General features: G+C 59.1%; 21 protein-coding genes. 1 reads left to right on the plus strand and 20 read right to left on the minus strand.

Translation table 11 applies throughout. The features are described 5' to 3' along the window. Positions 1-42: 42 nt before the first annotated feature. The 3 genes from ACDH77_RS20800 to ACDH77_RS20810 form a co-directional block, all read right to left on the minus strand. Positions 43-1,296, minus strand: coding sequence for a replication protein RepA (locus ACDH77_RS20800; RefSeq protein ID WP_372371913.1), 1,254 nt, complete (start codon positions 1,294-1,296; stop codon positions 43-45). 65 nt (positions 1,297-1,361) lie between these two features. Continuing rightward, entirely contained in the window at positions 1,362-2,339 is a 978-nt protein-coding gene (locus ACDH77_RS20805; protein WP_372371914.1) for a Fic family protein, read from the minus strand. Then, positions 2,329-2,667, minus strand: coding sequence for an antitoxin VbhA family protein (locus ACDH77_RS20810; protein WP_372371915.1), 339 nt, complete (start codon positions 2,665-2,667; stop codon positions 2,329-2,331). The genes ACDH77_RS20805 and ACDH77_RS20810 overlap by 11 nt, the downstream gene beginning before the upstream one ends. Positions 2,668-2,905: 238 nt before the next feature. On the opposite strand from ACDH77_RS20810, the gene ACDH77_RS20815 reads away from it, so the two are divergent. Beyond that, positions 2,906-3,523: a recombinase family protein gene (locus ACDH77_RS20815; protein WP_372371916.1), complete on the plus strand. Its 618-nt coding sequence runs from the start codon at positions 2,906-2,908 to the stop codon at positions 3,521-3,523. A gap of 53 nt (positions 3,524-3,576) precedes the next feature. Here the strand turns inward: ACDH77_RS20815 and ACDH77_RS20820 are convergent, their stop codons facing one another. The 17 genes from ACDH77_RS20820 to ACDH77_RS20900 form a co-directional block, all read right to left on the minus strand. Then, the gene (locus tag ACDH77_RS20820; protein WP_372371917.1) at positions 3,577-4,095 is read right to left on the minus strand and encodes a hypothetical protein; all 519 of its coding nucleotides are present in this window, start codon (positions 4,093-4,095) and stop codon (positions 3,577-3,579) included. A gap of 399 nt (positions 4,096-4,494) precedes the next feature. Further along, positions 4,495-4,740 (minus strand): hypothetical protein, encoded by a 246-nt coding sequence (locus ACDH77_RS20825; protein ID WP_372371918.1) that lies wholly within the window; start codon positions 4,738-4,740, stop codon positions 4,495-4,497. 86 nt (positions 4,741-4,826) lie between these two features. Then, on the minus strand, positions 4,827-5,027 hold the full coding sequence (locus ACDH77_RS20830; RefSeq protein WP_372371919.1) for a hypothetical protein: 201 nt from the start codon (positions 5,025-5,027) through the stop codon (positions 4,827-4,829). Between the two features lie 30 nt (positions 5,028-5,057). Next, the gene (locus tag ACDH77_RS20835) at positions 5,058-5,369 is read right to left on the minus strand and encodes a hypothetical protein (RefSeq protein ID WP_372371920.1); all 312 of its coding nucleotides are present in this window, start codon (positions 5,367-5,369) and stop codon (positions 5,058-5,060) included. Further along, a complete protein-coding gene (locus ACDH77_RS20840; protein ID WP_372371922.1) occupies positions 5,369-5,743 on the minus strand; it encodes a hypothetical protein in 375 nt (124 codons plus the stop codon). Before ACDH77_RS20840 ends, ACDH77_RS20835 begins: the two co-directional genes overlap by 1 nt. Beyond that, complete coding sequence (locus ACDH77_RS20845) at positions 5,740-6,141, minus strand: hypothetical protein (RefSeq protein WP_372371923.1); 402 nt, start codon at positions 6,139-6,141, stop codon at positions 5,740-5,742. Before ACDH77_RS20845 ends, ACDH77_RS20840 begins: the two co-directional genes overlap by 4 nt. After that, the gene (locus ACDH77_RS20850) at positions 6,138-6,359 is read right to left on the minus strand and encodes a hypothetical protein (RefSeq protein WP_372371925.1); all 222 of its coding nucleotides are present in this window, start codon (positions 6,357-6,359) and stop codon (positions 6,138-6,140) included. Before ACDH77_RS20850 ends, ACDH77_RS20845 begins: the two co-directional genes overlap by 4 nt. A 20-nt stretch (positions 6,360-6,379) precedes the next feature. Further along, positions 6,380-6,679: a hypothetical protein gene (locus ACDH77_RS20855; protein ID WP_372371926.1), complete on the minus strand. Its 300-nt coding sequence runs from the start codon at positions 6,677-6,679 to the stop codon at positions 6,380-6,382. Next, positions 6,676-6,876 carry a hypothetical protein gene (locus tag ACDH77_RS20860; protein WP_372371927.1) on the minus strand — a complete coding sequence of 67 codons (201 nt, stop codon included), beginning with the start codon at positions 6,874-6,876 and terminating at the stop codon, positions 6,676-6,678. The genes ACDH77_RS20855 and ACDH77_RS20860 overlap by 4 nt, the downstream gene beginning before the upstream one ends. A 3-nt stretch (positions 6,877-6,879) precedes the next feature. Next, a complete protein-coding gene (locus tag ACDH77_RS20865) occupies positions 6,880-7,404 on the minus strand; it encodes a hypothetical protein (RefSeq protein WP_372371929.1) in 525 nt (174 codons plus the stop codon). A 347-nt stretch (positions 7,405-7,751) separates the two neighbouring features. Beyond that, positions 7,752-8,207: a hypothetical protein gene (locus tag ACDH77_RS20870; protein ID WP_372371930.1), complete on the minus strand. Its 456-nt coding sequence runs from the start codon at positions 8,205-8,207 to the stop codon at positions 7,752-7,754. A gap of 83 nt (positions 8,208-8,290) precedes the next feature. Next, the gene (locus ACDH77_RS20875; protein ID WP_372371932.1) at positions 8,291-8,557 is read right to left on the minus strand and encodes a hypothetical protein; all 267 of its coding nucleotides are present in this window, start codon (positions 8,555-8,557) and stop codon (positions 8,291-8,293) included. Next, positions 8,554-8,916: a hypothetical protein gene (locus tag ACDH77_RS20880; protein WP_372371934.1), complete on the minus strand. Its 363-nt coding sequence runs from the start codon at positions 8,914-8,916 to the stop codon at positions 8,554-8,556. The genes ACDH77_RS20875 and ACDH77_RS20880 overlap by 4 nt, the downstream gene beginning before the upstream one ends. Then, a complete protein-coding gene (locus tag ACDH77_RS20885) occupies positions 8,913-9,101 on the minus strand; it encodes a hypothetical protein (protein ID WP_372371935.1) in 189 nt (62 codons plus the stop codon). The genes ACDH77_RS20880 and ACDH77_RS20885 overlap by 4 nt, the downstream gene beginning before the upstream one ends. Positions 9,102-9,287: 186 nt before the next feature. Continuing rightward, a complete protein-coding gene (locus ACDH77_RS20890) occupies positions 9,288-9,833 on the minus strand; it encodes a hypothetical protein (protein ID WP_372371936.1) in 546 nt (181 codons plus the stop codon). Between the two features lie 55 nt (positions 9,834-9,888). After that, positions 9,889-10,287, minus strand: a complete 399-nt coding sequence (locus tag ACDH77_RS20895; protein WP_372371964.1) for a DUF6573 family protein — start codon at positions 10,285-10,287, stop codon at positions 9,889-9,891. A 209-nt stretch (positions 10,288-10,496) separates the two neighbouring features. Continuing rightward, complete coding sequence (locus ACDH77_RS20900; RefSeq protein ID WP_372371938.1) at positions 10,497-10,910, minus strand: hypothetical protein; 414 nt, start codon at positions 10,908-10,910, stop codon at positions 10,497-10,499. Positions 10,911-11,587 lie beyond the last annotated feature (677 nt).

Below are 11,587 nucleotides of genomic sequence, written 5' to 3' on the forward strand. Positions count from 1 at the left end.
ATGCGGCCGTTTTCAATTCTGCAAGACAGTTGCAGCGCGGTATCAGAATTGCAACAGCCCCTGCTGGGATCGATCGAACGTGGCTTTGGGCGGCACGTGGGTCGGACTCGGGTAGAGCACGAGACCGTTATCGGAATTCGACACCTTTGCGGTGTCGTAGATGGTAAGGACGTGCTTTAGCTCGCGCAGGAAGGCACGACGGAAGTCGCGCAGGCCTTGGTCGTTGCGAGCGTAGTCCGCGCCGAACTGCGCAGACAGCGATATCCACGGGATCGTCGTTCGCTTTGACAGGTAGCTCATACGGTGCGTGAGCCAGACGTAGATATCCAACGCTAGAGGCGAGTGCCGCAGCGCTTTCATAGCAATCATGTTGATCGGGACGGGATGGTCTACGCATTCTTGGAAAAACGGCCGAGACAGCGTTAGGCGTGATTGCCACTCGCCTGCTTCGTCAGGATTTTGAGGTTGCCACCACTCGACGCGATCAGCGAGAAGAACGTTTTGCAGCGCCCAATTTTCCCGGCCTTCATAGCGGCAAGAAATGATTGCTGAAAACATCGTCGTCATCGCGTGCTTTAGGCGCGTAATGTCGCCGCGCTTGCCGCCGGTATTTTTCAATCCCAGCTCGCGTAGGTACGATGCCAGCGTCGTACCTAGTGACAATACCGGCTCCTTCGTCCTGACTGCCTCCGAACATACCCATGTCAGCAGCAGGCGAGGCAGAGTGCCGTAAGGGAGACCATCGGGATGCGCAGTCAGCATCGTCAATGTGAAGTCACCGTTTTTCCGTACAAACCGATCTTCAGGAACGCGTCGATGTGGAAGCGTTGCAATTGCGAGCGCGCGGGTCATGAAGCCAATCGAACCGGCGGCCTTAGCGTCGGCGGCGTCGATCGCTAGGTGTGCTTCAATCAAATCGCGCACGCGATTTGGAAGCTCGTCATAGCGGTAGTCGTAGACCGCTTTTATAGGCGTTTCACGCCTCTGTTTGGCCGTTGGATGAACGACGACGGCTTGCTTGTCCGACTGCTCCTGCAGGAGGTCCGCAATCGCTTTGGGTTCTCTGGCTTGTCGAGCGGGAGCTACGTTGGCGCGCTTGAGTACATCGCCGATTGGCTTAGCGTCCTGCTTCGGCGGCGCAGTCTTGAACACCGTTTTGTCGGCAATCAGTCGCGCGTCAGCAGGGTCAAAACCATCGTCCACCATTTCCTGAAAATACTCACTGCGTCGTGCGGCGTGAGGGTCTTTTGCCGTAGCCGGTGCCCCGGCTCGCGTGGTAGTCTTGCGGCTGTTCATCATTGCCCGTCCCTTAAAGTGGTGGTGGTGACAAAGCCGGCAGATTGCCCGATCTGTCGGCTTTTTTATCGCTCGCGTTCGGGAGTCGGCGGCGACCGTTGCTTTCCGATTGAGATATCTTTCGCCCTGGTGGTGGGCTTGCCAGGAGCAAGACCGGTGGTCTCGCCGGCGTTCAATTTTTCTTGGATCGCAGCGCGAACGCTGGATTGAAACTCTTCACGCATCTGCGGGTGTTCGGGCAGTTTGCTTACGCCGTAAAAATCGGCGCGCCGTAAGGTTGAGTACGCCTCTTTAAGCTCTGGAAAAGCTAACAGCGCCTCGGCCTCGGGGAGCCGTTGAAAGGCCGCAGCCCTTGCCGGCCGCACAAGTGCGGGTCCGGCATCTTTAAACAGGCCGGGAAGATCCCGATTCCCTTCCAACTGGTCCATGCTGAAGACCACATCGCGACGTGTAACGTCAGCTTTGATGTGGGGTAGAGCAAGTTCGTTGACGCTGCGATCGCGCGCGACGTAAAGCGCGTCGCGACCACCTTTGTTCTGACCGAAATATTCCCATTCCAGCTGATAGCCGGACGCCTCGGCAAGCTCGCGAGTGAACTCGCGCAGCGTCCGGCTGTTGCCGTCTTTGAACGGATGGATGTAATCCAGCTCCGTATAGATCGATGCCAGCTCGTCAACGAGAGCACCGGTTTTGAGCTTCCTGAGCCGATCAGGCTCTGCACGCTCCAGAACGCCGTCTAGCCGTTGGATGGCCTTAGCGTCCATGTCTGAGTAGCAGACGTGGGACGTGACATCAGCGGTTTCCAAGCGTCGATGCTTGACCCAATCGACGTTGGCTGGCGTGGGGTCTCTATAGGTGCCTGGCGTTACATCGTCGAAGCCGATGGCAGGAAGATCTTGGAAGATCCGGCGATTGATCTCCTTTAGGTGATCGGCATCGAAAGCGCCCTGCACAGGGGCCAGGCGCAGCTCGACAATCCGTCGGAAGGTGTAGAAGCCTTCCAGCTCATCGCGCTTGGTTTCAAGATCGAGCTTATCGGCCATGGATCGTGTCGAACGACGGTGCTAGAAATTCTTCACGGGTGATTTCGCCTGCCATGAAGCGCTGCGCGTGTTCCTGCGCAGGACCGCTCAGGCTGAAACCTTCCAGTCCGACCGAAGCAGTCGCATAGCTCACTGCTTTTTCGCGCTGACGTAGTTCGTCAGCAGTGATTGCAGGCTTTTGCTTGTTTGCCTCGGCGGCATTTGCCACGTATTCCATGTACTCGCGAAGGATCAGCGCACCAGGACGGCCAATCACTTGCGCGGCCTTGTTGAACCGGTTGCGCAAACCTGTATCAAGACGGATCGTCATCGATGTGTCTTTAGACATGCCCAGCTCCCCTGCACTTGGCGACCTGGGAATCAGGTCGCTCTTCAGCATTCATTCTAACGTGTTGCCATTGGCAATACAATGACAATACGCGGATTAGTCCGTAAAACGAAGGTTTTGCGGACTCGGGGAAGCGGCACAGGGGTCCGTCCGAAAACGAAGCGGTACCCGTGTTTTTTCTCGTCTTTTATTCAACGTCCGTTTATGTTCATCCCTGGCGGGTTTACGGATGGTGGATATGAAAATCGGATATGGGCGGGTATCTACGGATGATCAAAACCTCGACCTACAGCGCGACGCGCTGACGGCTGCGGGCTGCGGCCGGATATTTGTGGACACCGCTAGCGGTGCGAAAGCGGATCGCCCTGGGCTGTCAGAAGCGCTCGATTTCGCGAGGGACGGGGACGTGCTGGTTGTTTGGCGGCTGGACCGGCTGGGTCGCTCATTGAAGGAACTCGTCGGCCTGGTCGATCGACTGAGCGCGTCGGGCGTCGGCTTTGAAAGCCTGAACGAGCGCCTGGATACAACAAGCGCGTCAGGCGAGCTGGTTTTTCACATCTTCGGTGCGATCGCGCAGTTCGAGCGTCGGCTCATGGTGGAGAGAACTCGCGCAGGCCTGCATGCGGCCCGTAGCCGTGGGCGAACAGGCGGCCGCCCCAGCGCCAGCGCCGACACGATCCGCGCCATAGCAACTCTTGCACTCACGGATCGGACGCCGGAAGACATCTGCAAGGCGCTCAAAATCAGCCGCAGCACGTTCTACAAGTACGCACCTAATCGCGAGCCGCCATCGTTGGCGACACCTGGTCATGCTCGATCGCGTGGATCTGTCACCAACACAAAGCCCGACGTGTAGTCGGGCGGTTGGCGACAGTTGGTCGGTGGCCAGGCGGACGAATTGTCATCAAGCTATGAATTACCCTTTGCGCGTTCGCGTGCATCGGCGAGCCACTGCGTCGCACTGGCAATCCACTCAGGCGACTTTGGCTGCTTTGCGTAGTCCAAAAGCATGGCGCGCACATGCGTTGGCTGTGGCTGGCCCCGGCGGCGCGAGGCGACCGCCTCGCGAACCTCTGCCGGCATGCTTTTCGCGTTCGCTGCTAGCAGCCGCGAGGTCCCAGGCGTGACGCGATCAACCTCAAGCCAACCCCGCCAGTTTTGCACCTGCGTGATGCTCACGCCCCACCAGTAGGCCACCGCGTAAGCGCTCTCCTGCCGGATCGCATCGAGAAGCTGGCCGGTCAGGACTGGCGCTGGTGGACCTTTACGACGTGGCCTCGGCCAGCTCATAGGTGCGTCAGTGAAGCCGGCAACCACGACGCGACCGTAATGTGCATCGTCCAGGACATCGCCCGGCTTGCAGACAGGTGGCGTGTACGGACCGAACAAGAGCGTGTGATCTTTGTCTTGCAGCTCATCCTTTCGCACGGCCTGCCTCGTCTGTTTTTTGATTAGATTTCACGCGGCAATTGTTCCCTTTTTGTTCTGGCAGCGCTATACGGGTTCGTGGCCGCTGCAAACTACAATAGACCCAAGCCGATAGACCCGATCTGGTACCGCAAGGATTGCTTCATTCGCATCCACTGCGTGTGCGGGCGGCATCACCTTGAACAGGTGGGCCAGTTTGCGCGGGTGCGCGGCATATCGCCCGACACCCTGCTGCATCAGCTGATTGAGCGTCTTCGCTGCACGAGTTGCGGCGGCAAGCCCAATGCAATTGTCACACGCTACAAGACCGGCAATTAGCGCCAATAAAAAGCCCGACGCATCGGTCGGGCTGTGGTGACAATGTGAAGCTGGCCGAGCGGGCATTAGGGTTGCCCCTCGTCATTGCTGGGAGTTGTCTTGCTTCGGGTCCGTCGGGTCGCCCATCAAGCCGTACCCAGCACGGAAGGCAGCGCGGCCCAAGCCTGCCAGTACCAGTGCGCCAGCTGCCAATCCCAGGGCAAGCACCATCGGTTCGGCCTGCTTGCCCCCGAGGATGAGATAAATAGCGGCCAGCACAAGGGACGCGCCGCAGACTGCTCCGATGACGAATACAGCTAAAAACGCGTTGCTAGTTTTTCTATCCACGGGTTGAGACGCCTTAAATTTGGTTCAACAACGGGTGAGGTGTAGCGGGCTTGAGTTGGTGCGCCATCCTTGGCGCTAGGGCGTCCTTACGCGACAGCGGGAGTGAGGGCCTGGCTCTTGTGTCCCTTGGCGAGGATGGCAGCAGTCACCAGGGCGGAAACCGCGATGGTGGCTGCATACATCGCAGCCGTGGAGACCTGGCCGGCACAGACGGCCTGCGGGAGCGGGGAGAGCAACACGAGGGAAATCCCGGCGGCGCTGGCAAACTGCTTATGTACCTTCTTCATGATCGGTTCTCTGTAGGTGGGATGTAGGTGTTACGGAGTGGCTGTGGTCCTCCTTTGCGCTGGGCGGCTTTCGGTCAATTTAAGTGCACCTTGTTCCGGTGCCCATTGGCTCATTTCCACGGTTACAGACGCAAACCCAACATCGCGAAGAAGCTTCAGGCCAGTCTCTACCGTGCTGAAAAATCGGGTCTTACGATTGGCATCGAGTGCCAACACCACCGGATCGCCGGTGATCGCAGTTGCTGAGATGTAAAAGCGGCATCCCACGCCGATCAGCTGAGCGCCAGTGAAGCCGCCAGCCGCATGCGTCGCGCGGAACTGGTTCAAGGTCAATTGCGTCATCACTGCACTCCGCAAGGATGGCTTGCAGGGCAAGCAGGATCTGCGCCCTCGGAATCTTCTTGCGCATCGGCAATCAGCCACCATTCGTCGGGGATGAGCGGTGCAGCAAATACGTCGTCATCGGTACTGACGATGATGAGGTCATCCAGCTCGGCTGTGAACGTGTGGGCGCAGCCGTCTGCGCTGTCAGCGGCGGGCAGCTCCCACGACAAGTGCTGGGAAGCGGAATTTAGATTGTCCTCAAGCACATGTAGGCACGCGATATACGCTGTTTTCCGGCTCAGTCTTTTGCGATTGCCAAACTTCTGCATGAACTCGGTCAATCTGGTTTCTGCATGCTGGGTAAGGCCTTGGATCTGCTGATAGCTACTCATGCTGCACACCTCCGCCTCTTGATACGTAGAATAAAACGGTCAGAAATATACTGAGACGCGTCGTCAGCGAGGCATATGAAATAAAATGCCAAATATAAGCATATTAGTATATTCCCTGCGCTGAACATTACATCGACAGGCGCGATATTTTTCGTGTGAAAGCCACTGAATACGAAGACGGCCAGCTTCGTAACTGAATCGGTTTTTATGAACAGGTAGTATCCCATTGCAAAACTGGCGATCCAAGCTGCGGCGATGACGCTTAAGAAGCCGACCAATTGCACAATTACTTTTGTAAGCGCGGGCCATCGGGATTGATTTATTGCCAATTGCCGACGTTCTACGATGTCCTGCGCATCAAGCCTAACGCGGTCGTGGTGCTGTTGATAGTTGTTCATGACAACTTGATCTCCATACCATTCACGACGGCAAAAAGGTTCACGTCACGTGTTTCGTACTGACCGCCTGGCCCGCCTTTGATGACGTAGCCTTTTCCACCCGGATAATCGGGCCTTACTTCAACGGGGAAAGGAAATTGCCCGGTATCTTTCGCGTGTTGGTTCTGGTGGTAGTATTTGCTGCTTTTCTTAATTTTGGCGTAGAGCTGCGTAGGCATTGGCTTTATCTCGTGTCGGATTATGGCTTGCGTATCCATGTCCAGAACTCACGGAACATCATCCCTGCGAAGCTGAGTGCGGCAAACACGCCGACCAGCGCGGCTACCGACAGCAGGCCTACGACTGCGAGGCCGGCGATTGTGGCGTCTGCGAGTTCACGACTGGTGATGCCGATCCACCGGAAATAGCCTGGGCCGAGAAGCCAGACGGCGAACCATCCTGTCGCTGCCAGCGCGGCTATCGCCCCGAAGATGACTGCACCGCCAACGCAAGCGTTGAAGAAGTCACGGGGAAGGCCTGGTTCATCGCGCCAGCTCATAACTCGATCCCAAGGGATCGAGCCGACCAGATCAAGGCAGCCATAAGCAGACATAAGACTGCGAACATGACAACCTTCTTCATGTAAACATTCGGGTCAATCTTGCCACGACCGAGCGCTATTCCTCCGATCACAATGGCAACCAGGCCTAAAATCATACCCGCATAGCTGAATACGTAAAAAGAATGCAGGGTCATCGATCAGCCCTCGGCGCTTAGGCGAGGGGCGTTAAACCACACGCGCCATCCTTTCGGATAAGGGCCATTTCCCATTGCATCGGCCGAATAAATCGTCTCGATATTGATGACTTCAGCCCCTGTGGCATCCACCCACGAGTTCAACCGTTCTAGCATTTCGTCGCGGCTTTCCGTGACATCTTGCGGCACTAAATCCCGCTGCTGGATGCGGAAGCAACGACCGGCCTCGCCCAGGTTAGGCAATGCATCGATCAGCTCCGCAAGCTCGGCGGGGACAACCGCGAAATGTGGAGCAAAGCCCGTGGGTGCAATTGCCGCGTGCTGGCTGGCGCTTTTGATGTGCTTAGCAGTAAAACTGCGGAGAGAGGTCCACGCTCTCAATACCTCGTCGCACAGCACATGGTCTTCAACCGTCTCTGCTTCCGAGCCGATTTTATGCTGCGCTCTATCGAGAGCGTCGAGCGCTGCAAGGAAACAATCGATTGGCCCGGCTTGATCGGGATGGACGATATAGGTCTGGGTACTCACTGGATTAATCTCTGACTGGCGAAACCAAAGCATACCATATTGGTATGCAAATAGGGTGATTTACGGCGCAGATTTGACAAGTTGCAGTAGGGTCTACGGCTTGCCTTTCTGGTCAATGCTGGCGAAGGCTTTGCGGCAACCAGGCCGCTTACACCGCTGGTGCATCGGTATGCTCGCGGCCTCAGTTTCTGTTCCCTCTTCGTGGAACGGGTAGCCGCATGCCGGCCCGTATTTGTTGCCGTACTTGTTGCCGGGCCTGGATACGATGGCGTGATATTTTGGTGGGCGAGGATTCTTCCCATAGCCGGCCGGACACGCGTAGAACGTCGCATCGCGGAATGCAGCTTTCACGATGCAACGCCTACGCGGGTGGCATGTGGCGGGGCACTGTAGAACGGCACCAGCTCCGCGCTTCCGTGATCGAAGCCTGGACGCAGGGCACGCACGTCGCGATGTTTCGTCGTCGGAACACGCAATTGCGCCCACGTGCTTCTATCCAGGTAAAACGCAGGCTCCACCGGTCGGCTTGCGGCAATGATCCCTTGTATTGCGGCCTGAGCTGGCGCCCATTTCTCGAAACCCTGACCATCGTCGTCCATCAGACTGTCTAAATGCGAAATCAACTCTTGTTCGTCCGCGTAGATCCTTTCGTCAGTCTGCTGAGACCGTAGCCTGAAAGCTCTTGCGAAGGTGGAAGTCAATGCATGCAATATCAGTACCGGCACTACCACAAGAGCAACCAGGAACAGCAAAGCGAACAAGTGGTCGAAGATGGTGAATTTTGACCAGTCGAAATTATTCACGGCACACCAGGTCGGTTTCGGGTCGGATCGCCCGTGCATGCCCCCGCATCGCAGGGGCATGGGCTGGCGGTCTGGCTCCAATTTTAGGCCATGGCTTCGGTCAGATACTGGTCGAAGTCGTTGTCATGGAAGGATTCAAGATCCTGCATGACCTGTTCCAGCTGCTCGATCGCGGTCTCCGACCGCTCCGCGCGTTCGCTGTTGGCAAGCCCTTCGGGCAGGTTGTCGAAATACTCCTGTTCCTCGTCGCGGATCTGCTCGACGTTTTCGCGAACGCTTTCGGCCAGCGCCTTGATTTCGGCGATACGGGCCTGGATGCGCGCAATGGATTTCCGGCGGGCGTTGTTCATGCGGCACCATCGCTGCAACGGGCAAGGGCGGTGCGCATGGTCGCCATGTCCTCGTTTGAAATCAGCCACCAGCCGCCGCCAGCCTTCTTGTGCGCGCGGTCTGCAATGAGCCTGTTCGCGGCGATCAGCTCCGCGACCGCTTCGCGTCCCGGCAGCTCCGGCGCATCTCCTGCGCCGGACAAATTGATGCGCTCGCAGAGCGTCTCGATGTCGCCCTCGCCGACAGGCAACAGACGGCCGCCATCGGTCAGGATGTCATTGATCTCAGGCGGCAACACGTCTTGGCGCTGAAGCAGTCGAAGCCCGACAAGTACGGTTGCGACAACCTGCTCATGAGACAAGGGAAGATCATTGGTCATGCGGACGGCTCCTGGTCGTCGGTGGAAAAAGGCAGCAGGGCTTCGGCTAGGCGTGCGATCGCTTCGGCGGTCGGACAGCCACTTTCGCAGGCCGGGTAATGCAGCCGATGGATGGCCCGCAGCTCCTGCAAGGCGTTGCGGGCGGCTTTCTCAAGCTTGCCAACGTGTGCGATGAGGTCGGCCATCGCCATTGGTTTTGCCGACTGCGAAGTGCGCATATCAACCTGCCTGGGTGAGTGTTTTCGATGGCCAAATTATACCATCTTGGTAAGTGTATGGGCCGAAACACGGCGCGAAACGGACGATATACGGTGTTGCATTCAGCGGCCGGTCAGCTTCGCAGCAAATTCGCGGGCTGACCGGCGGCGGTATCAGTGGTAAGCCGTGAAGCGCATGGGCTTGCCGTCCCACTTGGACAAGCTGCCCCCGTTTCGGCCGCCGCCCAGCATGTGCAGGCCGGTAGCGCGGCGCGTAACCGGCTCTGCATTGGCCGCGAAGACGCCAGGCTGTGGAGCGGTTGAGCCGGACATCATGCCCTCGCCCTCGACCTTGTGGGCCTGGATCTGACGCACCGTTGCGGAGCGCTCGGACGGTACGCGGACCACTTCGTAAAAAGTCACGTTGGTCTGTTCGTAGCCCCACACTTCGCTCAGGATGTCGCCGGCAACCAGGCCATGGCGTGCTTGCTGACGTTCGCGCTTGAACGCCTGCTTTTCAGCCTCGCGCGCTACGAACTCGGTGAGGTAGCGGTCGCGTGCTTCGGCGGTTTTGAAGGTGTAGTAAATGGCTGGCTTCGTCTGGCGGCCCTTGTAAGCCTTCAGCGCCGGCCGGTCGCCCTGCACGAAGCAGTAGGCGACCACGGCAGCGTCGGCGAACTCGCGGGTTTCGGCACCTTCGGGGATCTGTCGGGTTTGCATGGGTCTGGCTCCTGTCGTGAAGGCCTGCGCCCCCGCAAAGGGGCGCAATGGCCGGTCAATCTTCGTTTTCAGTGGTGATCGTGATGACGGGCGCGAGGGTGTCGCCCGGGCCGATGCGCATCACGAGGCGAACGGGACGAGGGCGGGCACCCCGGCCGGCGCGCGGCACCCGCAGGATTTCGTAGGGGCGGCGATTGACGTCGCCGGCACGACGGGTGGCGAGGTACGCCATCCACACGACGTCCCACAGTCTTCCGGATTCGTCCTGGTGGGTACGCTTGCGGCGGCCGTCGTCGTCCGACCACGCCACGCAATCGGCCCAGACGGCAGCGGTAAGAGCAACGGGGACGCGGAACCCGGCTTCGCGTGCAGTCGCAGTGACATCGACCAGCGCGCCATCTGCGATGGCCTGGGCACGCGAATAGCTGTGCACCAGGTCGTCAGCGACAAACACCGGCTCGGCCAGGTTGGCGGCAACCCAAGCGGCCGACCACGCCTTGAGAATTTCCACCGTGCCGGCTTCGCCTTCGGGCGTCTCCCCCACGCGCCGCCCCTTCAACATCGGCAGCACGGCCGGGTCATGCGCAGGCACGCACATTTTGCCAGCGGCAAAAGCGGCCGCGCCGAGCTGGGCGGCCTTATCCAACTGCTCGCGTTTCGTGCTCATGCCTTCACCTCGACCAGCTCGATGCGGCGGGAGGGGTGACGGGTGATCTTGGAAACGACCGTCTCGCACTGTTCGCGGGTCATTGGGTAGCGGGTCATGCGCACGCGCTCGCCCGTTTGCTTGCTGACTGCCTCGATGTGGAAAAGGGGGCCGCGCTCGATGTGTACCCGTGTTTCCTCGTGGTAGGTCAGCACATCACGGCCACCGTTTGCCAAGACATACACCCGACGCCACCAGCCGAAACGCACCTCATCAATGTTGTCGCGCTTCGCCACCACGCTGTTGAACATGCCAATCAGCACGTCACCCGGCATGAGGTTCTTCGCGTCTACCCACATTGCTTTGCTAGATGCTGGAGCCGGCTCTTGCTTTGCTGTATCGCGCGTCAGCGCGGACGGTTTGTGGTTCATCGGGACGCTCCTTTGGTGGTTGCTGGTGGTGTTGAACATTGCTTCGCTGAGTGCCTTTCGCCGTGATGCCCGTAGGTTGACCGGGGCGCGCAGCCCGTCCAGGGAGACACGGGAAGCCGCAGCCCGAAGGGACCGGGTGAGCGTGTCAGCGTCAGCGGTGCCCTGGATGGGTAAGCGGCTTGGTCTACCGTTCAGGGCAGGCGAAAGGTCTCAGCGATGCATTGCGCCACCAGTGATGCCGCGTGCGGTCCCGTGAACCTTTTGACCGTTGCGATAGCGACGGTGCAGTCAGCGCCTTCAGGCGCACCGCAGGGCGGTTTTGCGGCCGTGGCCGCCGCTGTGTTTGCCGTTCTGCAGGGCAGGGCGGCATGCGCTGGCTGGCGTGCCTCGGCACGCTGAAACTGTCTTGCGCGCCTGGGCGCGGCATGCTGTCGATCGCGCTGATTCTGTCTTGCGGGTTTGCGTGCGTGGGTCGCCCATCCCCCGCTTGCCCACCGCTTCCCCCGGACCCTCCGATATGGGTGTCTCCGGGACCGGGGCGGCGCTGACGCGCCGGCCGTGGACAAGCGGGGGATGGGCTGGCGTTGGTGACAAACACCAGCTGGCCAGGTCGCGCGGCTGTCGCCAAGCATTGGTGACGGATCTCGCCGGCGCCGGCGGCCGCGGTGTCACCAACA

The organism is Xanthomonas axonopodis pv. maculifoliigardeniae (assembly GCF_041519315.1).
Lineage (GTDB): Bacteria > Pseudomonadota > Gammaproteobacteria > Xanthomonadales > Xanthomonadaceae > Xanthomonas > Xanthomonas euvesicatoria.